General features: G+C 38.9%; 22 protein-coding genes. 17 read left to right on the forward strand and 5 right to left on the reverse strand.

Annotation, left to right across the window (positions count from 1 at the left end):
* Positions 1 to 80 precede the first annotated feature (80 nt).
* Entirely contained in the window at positions 81 to 1,346 is a 1,266-nt protein-coding gene (locus LPB68_RS16975) for an MFS transporter (RefSeq protein ID WP_068661163.1), read from the reverse strand.
* Positions 1,347 to 1,670: 324 nt separating this feature from the next.
* Between LPB68_RS16975 and thrC the strand changes: the two genes are divergently transcribed.
* The gene (gene thrC, locus LPB68_RS16980) at positions 1,671 to 3,065 is read left to right on the forward strand and encodes a threonine synthase (RefSeq protein ID WP_068661164.1); all 1,395 of its coding nucleotides are present in this window, start codon (positions 1,671 to 1,673) and stop codon (positions 3,063 to 3,065) included.
* An 84-nt stretch (positions 3,066 to 3,149) separates the two neighbouring features.
* Here the strand turns inward: thrC and LPB68_RS16985 are convergent, their stop codons facing one another.
* The gene (locus LPB68_RS16985) at positions 3,150 to 3,968 is read right to left on the reverse strand and encodes a class I SAM-dependent methyltransferase (RefSeq protein WP_068661165.1); all 819 of its coding nucleotides are present in this window, start codon (positions 3,966 to 3,968) and stop codon (positions 3,150 to 3,152) included.
* A gap of 322 nt (positions 3,969 to 4,290) precedes the next feature.
* On the opposite strand from LPB68_RS16985, the gene LPB68_RS16990 reads away from it, so the two are divergent.
* The 5 genes from LPB68_RS16990 (at position 4,291) to LPB68_RS17010 (ending at position 9,738) form a co-directional block, all read left to right on the forward strand.
* Positions 4,291 to 4,518 carry a heavy-metal-associated domain-containing protein gene (locus LPB68_RS16990; RefSeq protein ID WP_068661166.1) on the forward strand — a complete coding sequence of 76 codons (228 nt, stop codon included), beginning with the start codon at positions 4,291 to 4,293 and terminating at the stop codon, positions 4,516 to 4,518.
* Between the two features lie 155 nt (positions 4,519 to 4,673).
* Complete coding sequence (locus LPB68_RS16995; RefSeq protein ID WP_068661167.1) at positions 4,674 to 6,572, forward strand: heavy metal translocating P-type ATPase; 1,899 nt, start codon at positions 4,674 to 4,676, stop codon at positions 6,570 to 6,572.
* Positions 6,573 to 6,668: 96 nt separating this feature from the next.
* The gene (locus LPB68_RS17000) at positions 6,669 to 7,520 is read left to right on the forward strand and encodes an AraC family transcriptional regulator (RefSeq protein WP_068661168.1); all 852 of its coding nucleotides are present in this window, start codon (positions 6,669 to 6,671) and stop codon (positions 7,518 to 7,520) included.
* Positions 7,521 to 7,629: 109 nt separating this feature from the next.
* A complete protein-coding gene (locus tag LPB68_RS17005) occupies positions 7,630 to 8,586 on the forward strand; it encodes an aldo/keto reductase (RefSeq protein ID WP_418303842.1) in 957 nt (318 codons plus the stop codon).
* A gap of 138 nt (positions 8,587 to 8,724) precedes the next feature.
* On the forward strand, positions 8,725 to 9,738 hold the full coding sequence (locus LPB68_RS17010) for an asparaginase (protein ID WP_068661170.1): 1,014 nt from the start codon (positions 8,725 to 8,727) through the stop codon (positions 9,736 to 9,738).
* Between the two features lie 108 nt (positions 9,739 to 9,846).
* Here the strand turns inward: LPB68_RS17010 and LPB68_RS17015 are convergent, their stop codons facing one another.
* Positions 9,847 to 10,680: an AraC family transcriptional regulator gene (locus LPB68_RS17015; protein ID WP_068661171.1), complete on the reverse strand. Its 834-nt coding sequence runs from the start codon at positions 10,678 to 10,680 to the stop codon at positions 9,847 to 9,849.
* Between the two features lie 158 nt (positions 10,681 to 10,838).
* Between LPB68_RS17015 and LPB68_RS17020 the strand changes: the two genes are divergently transcribed.
* From LPB68_RS17020 to LPB68_RS17035, 4 genes are read left to right on the forward strand one after another with little or no spacing between them, the layout of a single operon-like run.
* The gene (locus tag LPB68_RS17020; RefSeq protein ID WP_082865846.1) at positions 10,839 to 12,002 is read left to right on the forward strand and encodes a Gfo/Idh/MocA family protein; all 1,164 of its coding nucleotides are present in this window, start codon (positions 10,839 to 10,841) and stop codon (positions 12,000 to 12,002) included.
* A gap of 24 nt (positions 12,003 to 12,026) precedes the next feature.
* Entirely contained in the window at positions 12,027 to 12,788 is a 762-nt protein-coding gene (locus LPB68_RS17025; RefSeq protein ID WP_068661172.1) for a sugar phosphate isomerase/epimerase family protein, read from the forward strand.
* A 21-nt stretch (positions 12,789 to 12,809) separates the two neighbouring features.
* A complete protein-coding gene (locus LPB68_RS17030; RefSeq protein WP_068661173.1) occupies positions 12,810 to 13,901 on the forward strand; it encodes a Gfo/Idh/MocA family protein in 1,092 nt (363 codons plus the stop codon).
* 27 nt (positions 13,902 to 13,928) lie between these two features.
* The gene (locus LPB68_RS17035) at positions 13,929 to 14,942 is read left to right on the forward strand and encodes a Gfo/Idh/MocA family protein (RefSeq protein WP_068661174.1); all 1,014 of its coding nucleotides are present in this window, start codon (positions 13,929 to 13,931) and stop codon (positions 14,940 to 14,942) included.
* 235 nt (positions 14,943 to 15,177) lie between these two features.
* Here LPB68_RS17035 and LPB68_RS17040 read toward each other — a convergent pair whose 3' ends face one another.
* Together LPB68_RS17040 and LPB68_RS17045 are read right to left on the reverse strand one after the other, a co-directional pair.
* Positions 15,178 to 15,645 (reverse strand): hypothetical protein, encoded by a 468-nt coding sequence (locus LPB68_RS17040; RefSeq protein ID WP_068661175.1) that lies wholly within the window; start codon positions 15,643 to 15,645, stop codon positions 15,178 to 15,180.
* 43 nt (positions 15,646 to 15,688) lie between these two features.
* On the reverse strand, positions 15,689 to 16,447 hold the full coding sequence (locus tag LPB68_RS17045; RefSeq protein WP_068661176.1) for an SGNH/GDSL hydrolase family protein: 759 nt from the start codon (positions 16,445 to 16,447) through the stop codon (positions 15,689 to 15,691).
* Positions 16,448 to 16,558: 111 nt separating this feature from the next.
* Here LPB68_RS17045 and LPB68_RS22880 point away from each other — a divergent pair, with 111 nt between their 5' ends.
* The 7 genes from LPB68_RS22880 to LPB68_RS17075 all read left to right on the forward strand — a co-directional run bounded on the left by LPB68_RS22880 (position 16,559) and on the right by LPB68_RS17075 (position 22,992).
* Positions 16,559 to 16,729 carry a hypothetical protein gene (locus LPB68_RS22880; RefSeq protein WP_162274317.1) on the forward strand — a complete coding sequence of 57 codons (171 nt, stop codon included), beginning with the start codon at positions 16,559 to 16,561 and terminating at the stop codon, positions 16,727 to 16,729.
* Between the two features lie 445 nt (positions 16,730 to 17,174).
* Entirely contained in the window at positions 17,175 to 17,951 is a 777-nt protein-coding gene (locus tag LPB68_RS17050; protein ID WP_068661177.1) for a C40 family peptidase, read from the forward strand.
* Between the two features lie 360 nt (positions 17,952 to 18,311).
* The gene (gene desA, locus LPB68_RS17055; protein WP_068661178.1) at positions 18,312 to 19,367 is read left to right on the forward strand and encodes a Delta(5) desaturase DesA; all 1,056 of its coding nucleotides are present in this window, start codon (positions 18,312 to 18,314) and stop codon (positions 19,365 to 19,367) included.
* A gap of 73 nt (positions 19,368 to 19,440) precedes the next feature.
* Positions 19,441 to 20,583 carry a sensor histidine kinase gene (locus LPB68_RS17060; RefSeq protein ID WP_068661179.1) on the forward strand — a complete coding sequence of 381 codons (1,143 nt, stop codon included), beginning with the start codon at positions 19,441 to 19,443 and terminating at the stop codon, positions 20,581 to 20,583.
* Entirely contained in the window at positions 20,580 to 21,185 is a 606-nt protein-coding gene (locus LPB68_RS17065; protein WP_068661180.1) for a response regulator transcription factor, read from the forward strand. Before LPB68_RS17060 ends, LPB68_RS17065 begins: the two co-directional genes overlap by 4 nt.
* 293 nt (positions 21,186 to 21,478) lie before the next feature.
* A complete protein-coding gene (locus tag LPB68_RS17070; protein ID WP_068661181.1) occupies positions 21,479 to 22,465 on the forward strand; it encodes a Gfo/Idh/MocA family protein in 987 nt (328 codons plus the stop codon).
* The gene (locus tag LPB68_RS17075) at positions 22,465 to 22,992 is read left to right on the forward strand and encodes a hypothetical protein (protein WP_332455215.1); all 528 of its coding nucleotides are present in this window, start codon (positions 22,465 to 22,467) and stop codon (positions 22,990 to 22,992) included. Before LPB68_RS17070 ends, LPB68_RS17075 begins: the two co-directional genes overlap by 1 nt.
* Positions 22,993 to 23,044: the final 52 nt, after the last annotated feature.

Here is a 23,044-nt window from a genome sequence, read left to right on the forward strand (position 1 = left end):
TTAGTTAGAATTACATTTGTAATATAGAAAGAAGCCAATTCCTTCTTAGGAATTGGCTTCTTCAATTGCTTTAATTGTGATTATATTGTGTGGCTCTCTGTGTCTAAGGATGGCTTAGCTTTAAGTTTAAAGATTGGTACTAAGATTAAGGCACCTACCAGCATGACGATGCCTGATACACTGTATATTTCAATGAGTGAAAAATGTGCCTTGAGATATCCAGCCAAGGACATCATGATGACCATCATTCCCATAAACATGGGACTAAGCACACCATTTACACGACCAACATAGGATTGCTCTGTCCACTGTAGGATTAAGGTATTGATACCGATTTGAATACATGGCATGGTCAGTCCATTCAGGAACTGTAGTGCTAGAGTCAAAGGGATACTTGTAGACAATCCCATGCCAGCGATACATAAGGCACTAATACTCATACCAAATGCCAGCAGAACTTGTGGAGGAACTTTTTTGGCAAGAGTCATAATGACAGCACCACCGATTAGCATAGCAGCACCATTAACCATAAGGAGAAACTGTAGAAATTCCTTTGGTTGACCTAGTCGCTCTGTGACCACGAACAGACCCAAAGTCTGGATAATTCCTACGGAAAATCCGGCTATGGCAAATGCTAAAGCGAGTACCTTTAATACTGGGCTTTTCCATACATAGCGAAAACCATCGGCTAGTTCTTTTCTTAAATTTAATTTAATCTCTTCGTGGATCTTAGCCTTCTCTTCATCGGGAGGAAGACGAAAGAGAACGACAGCGGATAATAGGAAAGCAACCCCCATAACCGCTATGGAAATATGAATACCAAATTGATGGTATGAGAATATGCCCAGTGCGGGTCCCATGATCATAAATATGGCTACAAGGGATTGGAACAAGGCCATTCCTTGCTGAAGTTGATCTGGATGGACATGCTGCTTAAATAGCTTCATGACAGATGGCTGAGAGAACTGTGACAAGATAGCTGAGATGAATGTAGCAAAGTAGACGGTTTCCCACGAACCATATAGCAATGTTAAGAGGACAAAAAGCACCGACACAGAGGAGAGGAAATCACACCATATCATTGTTCTTTTAGGGCGCCACCGATCTGCAAAAGCTCCCCCTATAAAGGAAAAGACAAAGATAGGTGCGAATTCAACTACCGAAATAAGTGAAATAGCCATGGGATCATTATTCGTTTGATCAGTGACAAACATGAGAATGGCAAAATTTCTAACCCATATTCCGATTTGCAGAAATAAATTTGAGACAAGTATCGTTTGGTAGAATCGATTCTTGAATAAATTACTACCCATAGGTGATACTTGTGTCGCCTGTACATTTGACATTAATACACACTCCTAATTCTTTGTTTATGTATTATCTTTATCATTCACTATAATACAACAAATAATATGCTCGATGGATATTAATTGGTAAAAAATAAATATTGCATCCATAAATTAGGTATGTCTAATCGTCCAATTTGTGGCGAAGGTTGTTTTGTGAAGATGACATAGAGTCCCTCCGGTAATTAATTTATGTTATATTTACTGATGATTGTTATTTATCAAAATAAAGGATTGGCTAGATCTGCAAGTGAAGGTATTATAGATATAACTAAAGTAGAGGTATAGCCTTTAACTATTCTATATTATTAACGGAGGATTTGTATGAAATATATAAGTACAAGAGGTCAGGTCGAAGCTCAAGGTTTTATTGATACCGTGCTCATGGGGTTGGCAGACGATGGAGGATTAATGATTCCAGCAGAGATTCCTCATATCACACCAGAGACTTTGAAAGAATGGAGCAAACTAAGCTATAAAGAGTTATTCCTGCAAATCTTTGCTCTCTACACGAATCAAGAAATTCCTGATGAAGATCTTAAGAACATGGTGGATAAGAGTTATGCAAGCTTCCGTGATTCTGAAATAACACCTGTTAATAAAATAGATGATTCACTTTATATTCTTGAGCTATTCCACGGACCAACATTTGCTTTTAAAGATGTAGCTCTACAATTCATGGGTGAATTCTACTCATATGTATCTAAGAAACAGAATAAAATTATTCATATTCTTGGAGCGACATCGGGAGATACGGGTGCTGCAGCAATCCAAGGTGTTCGTGGTAAAGAAGGAATCAAAATTTGTATTCTGCATCCTCATAATAAGGTGAGTAAGGTGCAAGAATTGCAAATGACAACGGTTGACGATCAGAATGTATTGAATCTTTCCGTCAAAGGAAATTTCGATGATTGTCAGAAAATCATTAAAGATCAATTCGCGGATTTGGAGTTTAAAAGTAAACATAATCTTCGTGCGATAAACTCAATCAATTTCCTACGGATCTTGGCACAGACCGTGTATTATTTCTACGCGTATTTCCAAATCGAGCAAGGAGATCAACCGAAGAAAGTTAATATTAGTGTTCCCTCAGGTAACTTTGGTAACATATTCTCAGGTTTCTTAGCGAAGAAGATGGGCTTACCCATTCACAAACTTATTATTGCAACGAATGAGAATAATATTTTGGAGCGGTTTGTAAAGACAGGTGAATATAAGCCTGGTGACTTCAAGAGTACACATAGTCCATCGATGGACATTCAAGTCGCGAGCAACTTTGAGAGATATCTTTATTATTTCTTGGATCAGGATGCGGCGAAAGTGTCAGCTATCATGAAGAAGTTCCAGGATGATGGCAAGATTGTATTCAACGCTGAGGATTTAGTACGCGTACAAGCTGATTTCGTAGCATATGGTGCGAGTAACGAACAATGCTTAGAATTAATTAGTAAGTATAAGGATAATTCAGACTATTTATTGGATCCACATACGGCTTGTGGTATTGCTGCGTATGAAGCATATAACGGTGAAGAAGAGATTTGTATTTCGTTCGCAACGGCACATCCTGCTAAGTTCAATGAAGCGATTGAGCAATGTGACATTAAGCAGGAATTCCCTGCTGAGATCAAGAATTTATTCTCCAAATCACAGCATCAATTAGTTATTGATCATAATAAAGAAGACATTGTTCGTGAGCTTGAAGCATTTTACGAGAAATAAGTGTGACCAAAGAATAGTATACAAAGAAAGGCAGATCGAGGTAGTTAACCTTGATCTGCTTTTTTTTCGCGATAAATTAGAAGGTTACACAATCCCAATTCTCATGCGATAACTGAATAAAATGTTACGAGATTCCCCGGCAAAGGTCAGTGATACATCGTCTCGAAACTGTGCTATTTCGCTATGGAGCTCAACTGCACCTAATTTAAGAGCTGTTTGTAGCCCACCCTGACTTAGTGCAAGATTCACATAACGTTCCGCATTGAGAGACTCCCAATGGTGAAAGACAATTTCTTTAGCGAAGCGAAATAAACCGGAATCTTGGATGTTCTGTAAATGTCTATCTTTGTTCCATTTATGTGGTTGTTGTTCGCGTGGTGCAAGTTGTGATGCTAATGCATCCGCAGAGGAAATGAGCTGTTGATATCTTTCTTCAATAGTCCAGTCGAAGGCAGGTGGCCAATCACAATCATAAGCAGCGAAGATACCTCCGGGACGTAGGACACGGGCGAATTCACATAATGTACTATGCGGCTCCATCCAGTGAAAGGATTGGGAACAGGTTAAGATGTCTACACTATGTGCTGGTAATCCCAGATCATGAGATAATCGATTCTCGAATTGTAGAATAGATGGTTTACCAATGACCTCCCATTTAGACAATGCCACCTGACGCATATCATCACTAGGTTCGAATCCAATAATCCGGTTGGCGTGATTAAGCCAAATAAATGAGGACAGACCTGTTCCACATCCAACATCTACAACAGTATGAGGAACGCTGCGTAAATAGGTTGTGAGAATATCAACAATCTCTGGAGGTGCACTAGGACGATTCTGGTCGTACAGTGTACCGAAGCCAGCGAAACGCGCTACATTGTTATTACGTATCTCTTCAATCAATGAATTTCACGCTCCTAAATTAATGAATAGTTGGATGTTAATAAACTCTGATGATGTGCTTTATCCAGTATAACGTATCTTGTTTTAAAAGAATGATCTTCATCAAGGTTTTAGAAAAACCATCTTGCTGCTAATTACACGCTCTTAATTTATGACTGGGATAGCTTACTTACTTTACTCCGATAGGAGTATTAGCGTAGGAATCCTGCGAATTTATTCGTGGGAGGTTCAAGAATATAATTTTCAGAAATTGATAAATATCAATTATTTATTAAGCACTACTATATATACTAAAGATACCAACAATAAGGGGGAAAAAATAATGAGTAAAGCCGTATATCAATTGGAACCATTAACATGTCCATCTTGCATCAAAAAAATAGAAACAACCTTAGATAAAATAGCAGGTATTGAAACGGCTAAGGTCATGTTTAATTCCAGTAAAGTAAAGGCAGAATTTGATGATTCTAAAATAGAAGCTAGCATGATAGAAGCAACCATAAAAAACTTAGGTTACCCTGTCTTATCTACTAAAGTATCTTCAGACTAATCAAATCAGCAAAATCAAAAGATTTTAGCATAAGGTTGCTAAAGTCTTTTTTTTTATAAAATAATAATCTATCAAAACTTGATCTTTATCAAGTTGTTATCACAATGAAAAGAATATAGTTATTTATAAGGAAAAACAAATTGAGGTGGATAGAAATGATTGCATACATCAGAAAACATAAAAATCACATTACTGCTTTATCAGGAATTTTAATCGCTATCGGCTTTATCTTTGGCTTAGCAGAAAAAGGGACTCTGAAAGATGTTGTCTTAATTATCGCAACGATTATTGCTAGCATCCCTATTTTTATTAAAGCAATACAAGCTTTACGAATGAAGGCTTTCAGTATCGAATTGCTAGTAAGTATAGCTGTTCTTGGGGCATTGTTCATTGGAGAGTATACTGAATCATCAATCGTAACATTCTTATTCTTATTCGGAGATTATTTGGAAGTAAGAACTTTGGAAAAAACGCGTTCTTCTTTAAGAGATTTAGTTGATATGGCTCCTCAAGAGGCAATAATTCTACGAGCAAATGGTAATACAGAAACGATGCCTGTTGAGGAAGTAGAAGAAGGGGATCGTATTATTATTCATCCCGGCGGAAAGATTCCAGTCGATGGTGAAATTGTCTTAGGCAAAGCATCTATTAATGAAGCAGCCATCACCGGTGAATCAGTACCTGCTGCAAAATCCGTGAGAGATAAAGTCTTCAGTGGAACCATTCTGGATAATGGATATATCGAGATCATTGCGGAAAGAGTAGGAGATGATACCACTTTTGCAAAAATAATTGAACTCGTGGAAGAAGCACAAGAGTCTAAGTCGAAAGCTGAGAAATTTTTAGACAAATTTGCCAATATCTATACTCCTGCCGTTGTGATTTTATCCATTATCGTGTATGTAGTAACAAGAGAATTACATTTGGCTATTACGTTTTTGGTTATCGCTTGTCCTGGTGCTTTGGTTATTGGAGCTCCTGTATCAAACGTTGCCGGAATCGGGAATGGAGCAAAGAACGGAGTATTAATCAAAGGCGGAGAAATTATGGATAAATTCTCTAAAGTTGATACACTAGTCTTTGATAAAACCGGAACATTGACAAAAGGGAAACCCGAAGTAACGGATATCCATATCTTTAAGAATATCGATTCACAAGTACTATTAGAACTTGTTGCTAAAGCAGAAACTATTTCAGAACACCATTTGGGCCAAACCATAGTCAAAGAAGCAGAAAACAGTGGAATCAATTTATCAATGCTGGAAATTAGAGACGGTGAAGCTATTAAAGGCCATGGTATAAAAGCTGTTGTGAATAATCAAAAGATTGTTGCAGGGAACCGTAAATTAATGCTTGTAGAAAAGATTGTACTTCCAGAGAGTGTTACCAATTATGCAATTAGTCGTGAAAAAGCTGGAAATTCGGCTATCTTTATTGCCGTGGATGATGAGATTAAGGGCATCATTTCTATCGCCGATCAAATACGAGACGATGCTAAAATAGCATTAGCTCAAATGAGGAAAAATGGTATTAAGAAAATAGTGATGTTGACTGGAGATAATAAATATACTGCTGAAGCTGTAGCAACTGAATTAGGATTGGATGAATTTCACGCTGAATTATTACCAGAAAACAAAGTGGAACATGTGAAAAGATTGAAGGGATTAGGCCATACGGTTGCGATGGCAGGTGATGGAATCAATGATGCACCAGCGATTGCGACTGCTGATATTGGATTGGCGATGGGTAAAGGTGGAACAGATATATCGATGGAAACTGCTGATGTTGTCTTGATGGCAGATAAACTAATGCAATTCTCTCATGCTTATTCATTATCTAAGGTAACAACCAGAAATATGAAACAAAATATTTATATCGCAGTTGCTGTGGTGGCTTTTCTCTTAATTGGCGTGTTAATGGGCAATGTGCATTTAGCTTCAGGAATGTTTATTCATGAAGCAAGTGTGTTGATTGTTATCCTAAATGCTATGCGCTTGATTCGATTCAACCACAAAAACATGAATTCTAGCAATATCGAAGAATTGAATCAGTAATTCGAACATGGTAGACTTCTTGAAGACAATACCTCAGATTGCATAGTAATAAATGGATATCTATTAGTAATATGAGAAGAGGGGAAATAATAAATTATGGCGATATTTCAATATAATCCATTTCGCCCACGGGAATCTTCTCCACTACTTCATCTTTTGTTCTGGGGAAAAGAAGATTGTGTTCCGGGACATGCTGTTGGGCCGGGAGTGCGAGATGTATACAAAATACATTTTATCCACAAGGGGCAAGGAATAGTCCGTGTCGCTGACCAAACGTTTAAGCTTGTTGCAGGTCAAGGGTTCTTAATCTGCCCGGATGTGGTGTATTTCTATGAGGCGGATCAAGAAGATCCTTGGACTTATTCATGGATTGGATTTCAAGGAACTGAGGTTCCTGAGCTTCTTGGCCGAACTTTTCTTGCACCGAATAATCCTGTATTTGCGATGGACTCAAAAATTATGCCTGTTATGTACGATCATTTATCGAGTGCAGCTACGATTGCAAGTGGAGCTCTAGATTTGCGATTAAAGGCAATCTTTTTTGAATTTCTTGCTGCTTGGGTCGAGTCGAATAGAATTAATTCACTACCAGTTATGATTTCTAGTAGACAAGAAGAGTATGTTCATCAAATGCTAGATTTTCTACATAATCACTATAGTGAGGATATATCTCTTGAACATCATGCAGAGAATTTAGGCTTGGACCGTAAATATTTAAGTGTAATTTTCAAAAAGGCACTTGATGTGCCACCAAGACAATACTTGCTTCATTTCCGAATGAACAAGGCGTGTGAATTTCTTCAAACAGGTAAATTTACAGTCGGTGAGGTAGCTAGATCAGTTGGATATCAAGATCCATTACTATTCTCAAGAATGTTCAAGCGGGTTATTGGAATGTCTCCAAAACAATATCAAAGGAACAATCACAAATCAGACATTAGTCCATAATTATCATCCTTCTTGCAATGGGTTAATCTCGAATTAATGCATATAATAAATTGATAATGTAGAAGGAGTGATTCATTTGGTATATAGTGCTGATGATAAGAGATATGAAATGATGACATATCGAAGAAGTGGGAAGAGTGGACTTAAACTTCCAGCGATTTCGCTTGGATTATGGCATAATTTCGGTGGAATAGATAAGTATGAGAATGGAAGAGCCATGGTGCGCAGAGCATTCGACTTAGGAATAACACATTTCGACCTGGCTAATAATTATGGTCCACCCGCTGGATCTGCAGAGGAGACTTTCGGTAGAATCTTAAGAGATGATTTCAGAACTTATCGTGATGAGATGATCATCTCGACCAAAGCTGGTTATTACATGTGGCCTGGTCCTTATGGTGAATGGGGATCGAAGAAAAGCCTTGTTGCAAGCCTTGATCAGAGCTTAACCAGATTAGGGCTCGACTACGTCGACATCTATTACCATCATAGACCAGATCAAGATACCCCTCTTGAAGAGACCATGTCTGCGCTAGATTTAATTGTTCGTCAAGGTAAGGCACTCTATGTGGGGCTATCGAATTATTCACCAGAGATGACATTAGAAGCTTCACGTATTCTGAAGGATCTTGGAACACCTTGTTTGATTCATCAACCACAATATTCTATGTTTGCTCGTGGACCAGAACATGGTTTACTTGATGTATTGGAAGAGGAAGGAATCGGGTCTATAGCTTTCTCACCGTTAAATAAAGGGATTCTTACTGACCGTTATTTAAATGGAATTGCACCTGATTCAAGAGCTGCTGGACCAAGTGTATTCATGAATCCGAGTGAATTGACAGATGAAGTATTGAATAAAGTGGCCAAGTTAAACGAAATGGCGAAAGAACGTGGTCAGAAGTTATCCCAGATGGCATTAGCATGGACACTTCGCGGTGGCAAGGTGACTTCTGCGCTAATTGGAGCAAGTAAGGTTAGCCAAATTGAGGATGCCGTGGGAACTATTAATAATTTGTCCTTCACGGATGAAGAGTTAGCACGAATCGAAAGCATATTGGCATAATAACAATGGAGTTTGAGGAACACCGCTAAGTAAGAGACAAGCGGTGTTCCTTTTTCTATGTATATGCTTATGATAAAATAAGTGGATGGTTCAGAATAAGAGAGAAACGCATAAGAAGTATAAAAGGAGCAGATAGATATGTCCGAAGCAATTCAAGTTATTAGAGGTCATTATGTTGAGAGTACCCATCATATTCATATAGCCGTTGTAGATTATACAGGGAAATTATTGTATTCATATGGAGATCCAACGAGATTAACCTTTGCCCGTTCGGCAATGAAACCATTTCAAGCGGTGCCGATCATAGAGACGGGAACAGCGAGAGCATTTGAATACAATGCATCTGAGATTGCACTTAGTTGCGCTTCACATAGTGGGGAACCGATTCATAGAGAAACGGTATTAAACATACTGAGTCGAGCTAAATTAGATGAAAGTGATTTACAATGTGGCACTCATGTTCCTAAGGATAAAGCTAGCTATATAGAGCTACTTAAAGCGGGTAAAGAGCTGACTCCAGTCTATAGTAATTGCTCCGGTAAACATTCAAGCATGTTAGCAACAGCAGTACATCTGCATGAAGATATTCATACGTATCCGGATATTAATCATCCCGTTCAACAACGCATTCTCGATGTCATCGCGGAAGTATGCAATGTACCTAGAGAACAAATTGGACTTAGTGTAGATGGTTGTGGTCTGCCGGTACATCAAATTCCACTCTACAATGTAGCACTAGGATTCGCTCGTTTAGCTCATCCAGAGGGAACCGTTTCGGCCGCAAGAGAAGAAGCACTAGAAACTATACGCGATGCTATGATGGCACATCCTGTGATGGTAAGTGGACACAAACGCTTCGACACGGATGTTATGAGTGCTTATAAAGGGAATATTGTATCCAAAATGGGTGCTGAAGGTGTGCAATGTATAGGGATTATCGATCGCGGTATCGGTATTGCTATCAAGACTGAAGATGGAACTGATCGAGCATCAGGTGTTGCAGCTATGGATGTGTTAAGACAGCTTGGAGTTACTGATGAATCAAGTACTGAATTATTGAAAGATTATATTCAAGCACCCGTCTTGAATGCAAGGAAAGTAAAGATTGGTGTTGTGCAGGCTAATTTTGTATTGAATCCGGCTACGAAGTAGTATCTATATCATCAGAACCCACCCTGGAAGTTGTAATCAAGGGTGGGTTTTTTCATGGGGTATTGGAGGGTATTGAAATATAATTACGATTTGAGTAAGAAAGCATTGTTACTTCGTGCTATTACGATATGCAGAAGGGGAGAGTCCCATAGTCTTCTTAAAACTTTTTGAGAAATGGGCTAATTCCATACCTACTTGCTCCGCAATCTCTGAAATGCCGAAATCCGAGTAAGATAACTGTCTCTTAGCGTGCTCCATACGTTTCAACTGCACATAATGCATAGGAGTCACCCCCATGAATTTCTTGAAATATGGAATGAAATAATTGGGATGCAAGTGGGCAAGCTCAGCTAATTCTTCAATTTCCATGGGCTTACTCAGCCATTGATCGATATAATGGAGTACTTTGGTTAACTTCCCTTGATCCCTGGTATGTATAAAATCATTCATGAAGTCTGAATTGCTATTCTCGCTGGATTCAAGACAAATAGCAATTAGATTGAGCAAGATGGCCTGATTGCGCATGATTGATAAGATATCATCCTTTTGAAAATGATCAATCATTTGTGTAAATATATCCCGTACTGAATCAGGGTTGGGCACATTGCAGATGTACAATTGGTTAGCAGAATGGAATAAAGGCCACTCCCCAATATCGGCATCAAAATGGCAGAAATAGCGTGTATATGGATCATTTATTGACGTTTCTGTAGTTTGTATACTTCCAGCAGGCATGATCATTAACTGACCTGGCTTCGGAAAATAAGCAACACCATTTATGATAACTTTACCCTCACCCTTGTCTATAAAATACAACCGATTAAATGTCGGAGTCTCCAGCATGCGATTCCATCCGGAATATCCTTTCTTAAGTTGGGCATGGGTTACCTTTATAGTAAGGTTATGTAACAATCTACCGGTAAGGTTGCCTGGATTGTTCATGATCTACTCCTTCCCGATCTTCGTATATTTATTATAACGCTTTCATTTACCGAAAACATCTTATTTATATACAAAAACATCTTAGTTTCTTTCATGTTCAATTCTTTAATTCTAGTATATCCTCTTAACATAACCTTAGGATTGGGAAGTGATTAGAGTTGAGTATAGTTCGTTATGGAATTATTGGAATAGGAAATATGGGTAGTGAACATGCTTTAAGCCTACTGAATCATATTAAGGGTGCTGAGCTTACAGCAGTATGTGATACAAATGCAGAACGAATGAAATGGGCTGAACAACATTTGCCGGAAAGTGTAAAGTATTATGATACGGCAATAGAATTATTTGAGTCACGCTCAATAGATGCGGTACTAATCTGTACCCCGCATTATGATCACCCTACACTTGCAATTAAAGCCTTTGAATATGGTTATCACGTGCTGGTGGAGAAGCCTGCTGGTGCATATACCAAGTCTGTTCAACAGATGAATGATGCCGCTATGAAGAGTGATCGCAAATTCGGAATTATGTATAATCAACGAACGAATCCGTTATATCAGAAACTGAAAGATCTGATTCAATCAGGTGAGCTTGGGGAGATTCGTCGCACGAATTGGATTATTACCAACTGGTACCGATCGCAGAGTTACTACAACTCCGGTGGCTGGCGTGCTACTTGGGCAGGTGAAGGCGGTGGGGTACTGCTTAATCAAGATCCTCATCAACTGGATTTATGGCAATGGACAACGGGGATGATGCCTAAGCGGATTAGAGCATTTTGTCATTTCGGTAAATATCGGAATATTGAGGTAGAGGATGATGTAACCGCTTATGTGGAATATGAGAACGGTGCTACCGGGCTTTTTATCACCACAACAGGTGAAGCACCGGGAACCAATCGCTTTGAAATCAATGGCGATCAAGGGAAAATCGTAGTGGAAGACGGCAAGCTAACCTTTTGGCGTTTGCGAACACCTGAGCCTCAATTCAATGCAGAGTATAAGGGGGGATTTGGCAGTCCGGAGTGCTGGAAGTGCGAGATTCCGGTTGCAGAAGGGCAAGGGGAACAGCACCAGGGAATCTTGCGGAACTTTACGAATGCCATTCTACATGATGAGGAATTGCTTGCTCCGGGTGAGGAAGGCATTCATGGACTAACTCTTTCTAATGCGATGTATTTGTCCGCTTGGACCGACAATTGGGTGGAGCTCCCGATGGATTCCGATTTGTTCTATAAGAAGCTTATGGAAAAAGTCGAGAACTCAACCTTTCTAAAAGAAACGACAGCATCCAAAACATTTGATGTTAAGGGAACTTATTAAAAACATCCTGAAAGGAATGATCCTATGAAGCGATCAACGATTGCAGCTCAAATGTACACACTTCGTGAATTTACCCAAACTGCGGAGGATTTGAGATCGACTTTTCAAAAAGTATCCACTATGGGATATGAGGCCATTCAGATATCAGCAATCGGACCGATTGATCCGAAGCTTGTCAAAGAATATGCAGATGAAGCAGGGCTGACAATTTGTGCGACTCACGTGTCCTGGGATAGGTTAGTAAATGATCTGGAAGCATTGGCCGCGGAGCATAAACTGTGGAACTGCAAGTACATTGGCCTTGGAGGATTACCAGAGGAATTCCGCACCGGGCAAGAAAGCTACCGTAAGTTCGCAAAGCTGATATCTGGAATCGCGCTAACGTTAAAAAATCAACATGGACTGCAATTTGTTTATCATAATCACGATTTTGAATTTGAACGCTATGACGGAGTTTCAGGGATGGAAGTGCTACTCGCAGAGACCGATCCAGCCGTTGGCTTTGAACTGGACTTATATTGGGTTCAAGCAGGTGGTGCCAGTCCAGTGGATTGGATTCGCAAGGTTGAAGGCAGAATGCAGGTTGTGCATCTAAAGGATATGGTAGTTGTGGATAGGAAACAGGTTTTCGCTGAAATTGGAGAAGGAAACATGAATTATGGCAAGATCATTAATACCTGTAGGGACACGGATGTTGAATGGTATGTAGTCGAACAAGATGTGTGTCGTCGTGATCCTTTTGAAAGCTTGGAGATAAGTCTCAACTATCTGCTCAAGAGATTATAGAAATAAATTAGGAGGATTCTGATGAATCGAAAAAATGGCATGACCTATGCGCCGACTCATGAAGCTAAACCAGTAGTGATGCCGGGCGATTTCATTTTTGCTGCAATAGCACTTGATCACGGTCATATCTATGGGATGTGTAATGGACTGGTTGAAGCTGGTGCAGAGCTCAAGTGGGTATACGATCCGGATGAACAGAAGGTTAGAAATTTTAAAGACAAATATCCGGGAGTCAGAGTAGCTAAATCCATAGATGAAGTGCTAGAAGACCCTGAGGTTCGATTAGTTGCAGCAGCAGCGGTTCCCTCTGAAAGAGGTCCCATAGGAATTAAAGTAATGACTCATGGAAAAGATTATTTTACGGATAAAGCGCCTTTTACAACACTAGAACAGCTTGAAGCTGCTAGAGCTGTGGTAGCAGCGACCCATCAAAAGTACATGGTTTATTACAGTGAGAGACTACATGTTGAGAGCGCTATATATGCTGGACAGTTGATCCAACAAGGGGTTATTGGTCGGGTGCTTCAGGTTATTGGATTAGGACCACATCGATTGAATGCTACTAGTCGACCGGAATGGTTTTTCCAGAGAGAGAACTATGGTGGCATACTATGCGACATCGGCAGCCATCAGATTGAGCAGTTCCTGTATTATGCAGGTTGTCAGGATGCATCCGTTGTTCATAGTAAGGTAGCTAATTATAATCACCCGACTTATCCCGAATTAGAAGACTTTGGTGATGCATCTCTTGTGGGAGATAATGGGGCTACCCAATATTTCAGAGTAGATTGGTTTACGCCTGCTGGGCTGGGAACCTGGGGTGATGGTCGTACGATGATTATGGGAACTGAAGGGTACATTGAACTGCGCAAATACAGTGATATTGGACGATCGAATACACCGGATCACGTGTACTGGGTGAACGGGGAAGGGGAGCATTACGAACACGTGGCTGGGAAGATTGGATTTCCTTTCTTTGGTGAGCTGATCCTCGATTGTTTGAATCGAACAGAATTAGCAATGACGCAAGCCCATGTCTTCAAAGCTGCAGAGCTATGCCTGAAGGCTCAAGCTCAAGCTACCCATCTAACCCAAGAGACACACAGATCGTAAAAAAATGATGAAAGGAGAGAAGAATCGATGAATGAACTTGGAGTGGCCATTATTGGCTGCGGAGCCATTTCCCCTCTCCATGCTAAAACAATAACAGGTATAAAAGGTGTTAGTCTGCTCACGGTTGTGGACATAGATTCTGATAAAGCTTCACATGCGGGAAAAGAGTTTGACTGCCACGCCATCAATGATTATAGAGAAATTCTAAATGATGACCGAATTGATGTTGTGCATCTCTGTACACCCCATGATCTTCATGCAGAAATGGCTATTGAATTATTACGTGCAGGGAAACATGTTCTAACTGAGAAGCCTATTGCTGTGGATCTTCCTTCAGCCAAGCGAATGCATGAAGCTGCGCAGGATAGTAAGAGACAGCTTGGTGTAGTGTTCCAGAACCGTTATAACGAAGCTTCCATTCAGATCAAAAAGATCATAGATTCAGGGATGTTTGGGAAGTTGCTCTGCATGAAGGGAATCGTAACCTGGTATCGGAGTGAAGACTACTATAGAGATAGTACTTGGAGAGGGCGCTGGTCTACGGAGGGTGGCGGTCTTCTGATTAACCAGACTATCCATACCTTAGACCTGCTTCAATGGTTTGGTGGAGAAATCGCCTCAGTGAAAGGTAATATTACCACAGATGTGCTAGATGGAGTCATTGAGGTGGAGGATACCGCTCATGCGAATATCCAATTCGCTAATCATGTTACTGGGCTTTTTTATGGAACGAATACTTATCTTCATAATTCTCCGGTGGAAATGGAGCTAGTATTCGATGAGGGAACACTCAACCTCCGCAGAGATCGTTTGTATCTTTGGAAGGATGGGAAGGAAACCCTGCTATGCGAGCCACAATTCAGCGCTTCGGAAGGCAAATCTTATTGGGGCACCGGTCATAAGAGGCTTATTGAGGACTTCTATGAGCATGTTCTTAGTGGACACAAGTTTTGGTTGGATGGTGCTGAAGGGATAAAGGCGCTGGAGCTGGTGGCAGAGATTTATAGTTCATCGCGGAGATCTCACGTATTGCATCTATGACAAGTATGATCGTGGCACCACTCCCACTGTTAAATATATTCCTGATTGGAGTGTTTTTTGCGGAGGGAAGTATTCTTACTACATTCATTATTTTGATTCTTTGCTTTGTTGCCATAAGAAGGAATAAGTCTGAAACTGTTAGTATGAGGTTCTAATTACAAAAAGATTCCCAAGCCAACCTTCCGACTTGGGAATCTTTCAATATATTTTGTAATCTATAGACCTGTTTCATGAATTATTCATGCGACGATTGTCGTATTACACGACCTCTTGTCGGGATCGTTGATGGAAGCTTCTGCTTATGCGAATCCAGTACAGGTACATCGAAGTCAACTCCGTACTCAGATTCAATCCTTCGCTTCAGGTCGGACTCATCACGATGTGAAGACAGTTGACGGGCTTCTAATCGAAGTAGAAATTCTTTTCTAACCTTGAATGCATGTAGAATACATATGATCCAACCAAAGATAAAAATGGAAAATCCAACATTAGATTGCCAGCTATTTTGCTCGAAAGAGGTTAAACCGATCACTCCCCCAAAACAAGCTACTGTATATACTAAGCCCCAAAGTGCAAAAGGTTTACTCTTCACTCTCATGGCAATATAGAAAAAGGCGGACCAGTTTAAAAAGATAATTAAAGTAAGCAGGATCCACCAGGATTGAACTAATTTCCACAAGTTACTTTTGCGATCTGGTACCATTACTATGTAACCTCCGTTTAGATATTCGTTGAACGAACATTTTTTATCCTTGGTAACCTATTTCAATGTCATCTCGCAGTAAATGGAAGTCATTATTTCTGATGAATTCTAATACTTTATCTGAGATGATACGATGTCCTTCTTTGTTCGGATGGATACCATCTATGCATATGAATTTAGTGAAATCAGGATATTCAAGAAAGGCACCTCTTACATCAATTATTCGTGTTTTGGTACTCTCTGCTACCTTAACGATCGTTGAGTTATAGCGTTCTTGCCACCAATAGATTTTGGTGACACTACCTAACCATTTCAGAATATTAGATGCTGCCACTGGATTGTTCTGACTAACCCATTTGAAATAATTATCTGCATTTAATGGTGGGAGGTTCATCAAGATTGGTGTAATTTGTTGGCTTTTAAGATAGTAGATTGATTCTCTAAGCATGCTTTCAAATACATTGAAATCCGTCTTCGGACTGTGTTCAGCATCCGGATTCTGAGCTATTTCATTCCAATTGAAGTCACAATCATTTCCACCATACTCGATCAGTACAAAATCAGGTTTGTCCTTTTGAATGTCTTTTGTTAGATTTCCAAGTCCTTTAATAAGTGTATTTCCAAATCTAGCTGTATTTCGAACAACGCCTTTTAATTTCCCTTGCATGAGGGAAACATAATTGTCTTCTAGAAGAACATATTTACTACGCGATTCATCATATATGACACCCTTCGAAATAGAGTCTCCTGTAATCATATATTTAGTAGATGGTATAGATAAGTTATCATTTTCCTTATTCATGGGTTCACCTCAACAATTCCAAAGGGTTTCAATTCCTTTTTTTAAGTTTAATATAAGAAATAAGTAAATGCAAAGGGCTTATTACGAACGAATTATGAATGGAATTTATATTTGTATAAACCTAAGATGACAGTAAAAAGTGAAAATGCAAAAATTCAAGGCGGAACTTTTGTAGGCGATGTTTATGTTGAAGGAAATGTATATTTTGCTAGTGAAGAATATAAATCCACATTTGATGTATCTAATGAAGATGTAGTAACTGGAGTTACGGAAGTTAAATAAATCTTAAATACTCGAATAGAGAAAAGGTCTTAGGGATGAAGTGCTTCCCTAAGGCCTTTTTTGAATATAAAAAATAAAAGTTTGAGAGGATCGTTCATGAGAATAGCCCTAAATCATCAATAGTAATTAATGGAAAATGTGAGCAAAGTTGATTTTATTATTCAGGCCTAAATACCTACTCTAAATAAAGTCTGATTTGTCTATCACAAATCAGTGATATGAGCTATAAAACGTAAGGTTACAATGTTGTAACCTTATTGTTACAATAATATCACTATATTAGTAATTGCCATTTTTACCCTGAAATAAGAAAATGCGCTAGGACATAGTGCCTGGTCTATGAAAAATAAATTATGACTATGGACCGATTATCGGGCAAGAGAAAGAAATTTACAATAAAGGACAAGCATACAGAAACAAACACATCTTAGGAGGTAATTACAACATGAAGATTCGCAAAAAAGTATTAACTGCATCACTTACCGCAGTCATGCTACTTGGTAGCTTGTCTACAACTGCTTTAATTAAACAAGTTGAAGCGGCTACATCTACATCGGAAATCATTTGGGGCGTAAATATGAGAAAGGCACCATCTACTTCTTCAAGCGTGATCCGTATGCTCAAAAAAGGTGAGGATATTGTTGTTCTTGGCCAATCTGGATCCTATTGGCTTAAGGTTAAGGATACTAACGGTAAAATTGGATATGTTTCATCTTCGTCTAAATATACTAAAGCAATTTCGAACAATAACTCGGGAGATTCCAGTAACAATAATTCAACAAGTAGTAATGTTGAAAAAGTCATAGCTGCTGGTATGGATTATTTAGGAACCCCTTACGAGTACGGTTCAAGTCGTTCTAACACCAAAACGTTTGATTGTTCTGATTTCATACGTCAAATTTTTAAAGATGCTTTTGGAATAACTTTACCGGCGGATTCACGAGCTCAAGGAGAATATGTGAAGGATAAGGGAAATGCGAAGAAGGATTGGACGCAACTGAAACGTGGCGATCTTATGTATTTCATGTCCTATAAAGGAACTAAGGCATCTGCCTATTCTAATGTAAATAAATCAAAGGCTAAAATCACACATACCGGAATCTATTTAGGTAATGGCAAAATACTCCACACGTATTCTAAGGAATCAGGTGGTGTGACTACTAGTAAAATTGATGGTACACATTGGGAGAAAAGATTTTTATACGGTGGAAGTGCACTATAACAAAATACCAATCAGAAGATTTCAAGTGGGTAGACCAAGGCAATTCATGGTCTACCCTTTTTTTCTAAATATATAAGAAACTATAAACTCCTTGAAAAAGAACGGTATAGCCGTTTCTGCTTGATAGAATTCATATACATCAATCAATTAAAGAATGAATTAAACGTTACCGTTGGGAGAATATTAGGATGTAGTCAAATAATAATGTGGAATAAATTTACTGGAGTATGACAAATGTCATACTCCAGACTTGACGTTTATGCCTACAACGATGATGTTGAATCCCATATACTAAGGGAGTAAAGTACGCTGATGTTAATATTGAATGTGATCAGCGACAAATTTGAGGAGGAACTTGCAATGTCTGAAGCCAAACAAGTTAGTTTGAGGAAAAAAGTCGCCCCCTATGAAAAAACTGAAATGAAGTCGAGTGTAAGACAACTTATAAATACATTAGGACCACTAGTAGTAATGTGGTATGCAGCATATCTGAGTCTTTCCGTTTCTTATTGGCTGACCATCATATTGGCGATTGTCACTTCTGGATTTGTGATTAGGACCTTTATTATTTTCCATGATTGTACGCATCAATCATTCTTCAAAAATAAATTAGCCAATAAAATCGTTGGAACGATTACGGGAATCGTCGCGTTGGTTCCTTACGAACAGTGGAAATACAGTCATTCCATGCATCATGCAACGAGTAGTAATCTAGATAAACGTGGTACAGGAGATATGTGGCTACTTACCGTTGATGAATATGCAGAAGCTTCTAAGTTGAACCGCTTGGCTTATCGTTTCTATCGCAACCCGTTAGTTATGTTTGGGATTGGTCCGATAGCTGTATTCTTGTTCCAATATCGATTTAACCGCAAAGGAGCAAAACGTAAGGAGCGTATTAATACCTATGTTGTGAATATTTCTATTGTATCCATCTATGCATTGTTGATATGGGCTATAGGATGGCAAGCATTTGTTTTGGTGCAAGGTCCAGTATTCTTTGTATCAGGATGTCTTGGAATATGGTTGTTCTATGTACAGCATCAGTTTGAGGATTCCTACTTTGAGAATGAAGATGAGTGGGATTATGTAAAAGCAGCGGTAGATGGAAGTTCGTATTATAAACTTCCTAAGGTACTTCAATGGTTCACAGGTAATATTGGTTTCCACCATGTTCACCATTTGAATCCTAAAGTGCCGAACTACCATTTAGAAGAAGCTCACAATGCAACACCCCCTTTACAGAAGGCTACAACAATTACAATTAAAGCGAGTCTTAAATCGTTAAGTTTCCGTCTGTGGGATGAGGAGAATAAAGTATTTATCAGCTTCAGTGATATGAAGCGTCGTCTTCGTGAAGCTAACTCTAAAAGTAACAATACAAAAGCGATCCGACCTAGTGTACAAGAAAAATAATTATATTTGCTAACTAAAATTATGATAGAATACAATCAAATTCAAGTGGAATAGAAGAAGAGGGTGGACGACCATGCAGAAATGGTACCATAGTTTTCATAAGAGTACTGGACTAAGTCCTTATGTATGGGTCGTCTTATGTATCCTCCCTTTTTATTTCATATTTCGTTCCTCTTCACCAATCCAGATCACATCTGGTATTATTATGACCTTTGTTTTTTTAGGATGTTATGTGCTGTCTTTTGTTACAAAGGGTTGGCCAATCTATATATGGACGAGTCTTCAAATTATCATATCATTAAGCATGACCTTACTTTTTGGTTATGTTTATTTTGCTATTTTTTTAGCGCTATTCATTGGTAATATTCAGAGTAAGGCGGGATTTATTACGTTATATTGCATTCATCTAGTGACTACTTTTGTTAGCGTCAATTACGGATTTGTCTCCCAAGGATCCCTATTTATTTCACAATTCCCTTTTATACTTATGAGTCTGATAGGTGTCATTCTGCTTCCTGTGAACACGTATAATAGGAATAAGAATGATAAGTTGCAAGGTCAACTAGAGGATGCAAATAAGAAGATTTCTGAACTTGTTAAGTTGGAAGAACGGCAAAGAATTGCTCGCGATTTACATGATACTTTGGGGCAGAAGTTATCTCTTATTGGATTGAAGAGTGATCTTGCAAGTAAATTAATGTCCAAGGACATCTCAAAAGCCCAAGCAGAAATAAACGATGTTCGTCAAACAGCAAGAAGTGCATTAAAGGAAGTACGAGAAATGGTAACGGAAATGCGAGGAACAAGAGTAGAAGATGAGATATTCAGAGTGAGTCAAATACTAAAAGCGGCAGATATTGAATGTGTAGTCGAAGGCGATCCTTTATTAAAAAACACTTCTCTACTTATAGAAAATGTACTTAGTATGTGTCTTAAGGAAGCTGTTACGAATGTGATTAAACATAGTGAAGCGACTACTTGTACAATTTCTATAGAATCCACACGAACTGGATTAGTAATCAAGGTGAAAGATAATGGAATTGGTATGGACAATGAGAATAGTCGAGTGAGAGGTAATGGACTCCGTGGTATGATGGAAAGATTAGAATTCGTGAATGGATCACTAGAAATCGTATCGAAGGCGAAGGAGGGAACTTTGCTCATTATTACCGTTCCGAATGTGGTCAAGAACCCTAAAGAGGAGGGTAGTATATGATTCGAATAGTTATTGCTGAGGATCAAAGAATGTTGTTGGGAGCTCTTGCTGCTCTACTTGATTTGGAAGATGATATGACTGTTGTCGGAAGAGCTAGTAATGGTGAGGAAGCGATTGAGTTGGTACATCTTCATAAACCAGATATTTGTATCATGGATATAGAGATGCCTGCGAAGAGTGGTCTTGATGCAGCCGAGGAGCTGAAGAATCTCAACTGTAAAGTCATGATATTAACAACATTCGCCCGTCCGGGATACTTCGAACGTGCATTAAAAGCTGGTGTTCGTAGTTATATGTTAAAAGATAGTCCAAGCGAGGAGCTAGCTAGTTGTATTCGCAGTGTCATGGCTGGTCGTCGAATCTATGCGCCAGAGCTAGTAGATGACGCGTATAGTCAACAGAGCCAGAGCCAACTTACAGAACGGGAAAAGGAAGTTCTCCAACTGATCTCAGATGGTAAGAACACAAAGGAAATTGCAGGACAATTGTTTATAACTACGGGAACAGTACGAAATTATATTTCAGGTATACTTGAAAAACTTGGTGTTAGCAACCGCGTTGAAGCAGTTACTCGATTTAAGGAAAAGGGCTGGTTTAAATAAATACTCTGTACAAGCAATTCGGGCTATGACCGCATAGTATATAATGAATAGTAGTACAAAAAGGAACCCACAGCTACGGGCTGTGGGTTCGAAATTTATATATATATACTAAAAGGGGTAACTTCATTGTACCTTGGTTACATTAATGCCAGATGAAAATTAGATTGCAGTATGATTACAAATGATCGAAAGTTATGTTACCAGATAAAAAGGCTTAAAAATGTGGACATGAATTAATGAGAATGAGAGAATGATATTAATTAAATCACATCGAATAGAAATGAGGTCACTTTATGATACGATTCGGTATAGTCGGTACCAACTGGATTACAGAACGTTTCATTCAAGCAGCGATTGAGACGGAGCAATTTGTACTAACAGCGGTGTACTCCCGAACAGAAGAAAAGGGAAATAACTTCGCTAAAAAATTTAATCAACCTAAAGTATTTACTGATTTAGAGGATATGGTATCGAGTAATCAGTGTGATGCTGTGTACATAGCGAGTCCGAACTCTTTTCATGCGGAGCAAGCAATCATATGTATGGATCATGGGATCCATGTTCTATGTGAGAAACCCTTAGCTTCTAATACGACTGAATTGAAGGAAATGATTGCTGCAGCGAAGAAGAACAATGTTATTTTAATGGAAGCATTAAAGTCAACATTGATGCCGAACTTCAGTATAATGAAAGATAATTTATATAAAATAGGTCGGATACGGCGATACTTTGCGAGTTACTGTCAATATTCTTCACGCTTTGATGCTTTTAAACAAGGCAATGTTCTGAATGCATTCAACCCACAATTCTCTAATGGATCATTAATGGATTTAGGGATCTATTGTCTTTATCCTTTGGTGACATTGTTTGGGAAGCCAGATTCTGTAAAGGCCGTAGGCGTTCTTTTATCTTCAGGAATTGATGGTGAAGGAAGTATGGTTATGAATTACAAAGATATGGATGCTATTGTTATGCATTCTAAAATCACGGATTCTTATTTGCCTGCTGAAATTCAGGGAGAGAATGGAACGATGATTATTGATAAGATTAGTGCACCTTATGATGTGAAAATTCATTATAGAGATGGTACCATTGAGGATCTCACCAGACCGCAGGTTCATGAACCTATGTTCTATGAAATTCAAGAGTTTATTGGGTTGATTCAGAATGGGCAGCGTGAAAGTTCCATTAATTCAATAGACATTTCTCTAGCTGTCGCAGAAGTCATGGAAGAAGCTAGACGTCAGATCGGTCTGAAGTTTCCAGCGGATATCGTCTAATGATTTCCGATCCTACAGTTTACGAGAACTTAAAAGTAGCAATCGAGAATCACTTATATGACTTAGATAATCTTGAGGGCACAATTCTGATAACTCATCGAAGAGATCGTATGGAAATGTCTGTAATGGGTAGGGAGTTTGCACTTCAATGTGTTCTTCCGGAGCATCGAGATATCACGGCAGAAATTTCATTAGAAGCATTACTTCAAGATCTAGCCGCAGAGATTCTAGAATTACCAGGTGAAAAACCAGCATGCACTTTGCGGTTAAGATTCTATATGCAAATCCAGAATGTGGAGATAGAATGTAGAGCGATTAATGAGATTCTCAAGCAAATATGGAAATCTGAGATCGAAGCGTCGCAAACCTTAAGTTATAAATATGGTCAAGAACAACCCTTTCATATGAACATCATTGAAGTCATTTTCGGGAGGAAGATAAATGAAGAACAAATGGAAGATATCCCTGAGTTAATTGATCATATGATTCAGACGCTTCAAGAACTTAAACAACTTCAATTAGCCTAGTGTTGCTACTAGCAAGTTATAAATCTGGAATCGCGTTTATGCGATTCCAGAT

Source organism: Paenibacillus crassostreae (assembly GCF_001857945.1).
GTDB lineage: Bacteria > Bacillota > Bacilli > Paenibacillales > Paenibacillaceae > Paenibacillus_AQ > Paenibacillus_AQ crassostreae.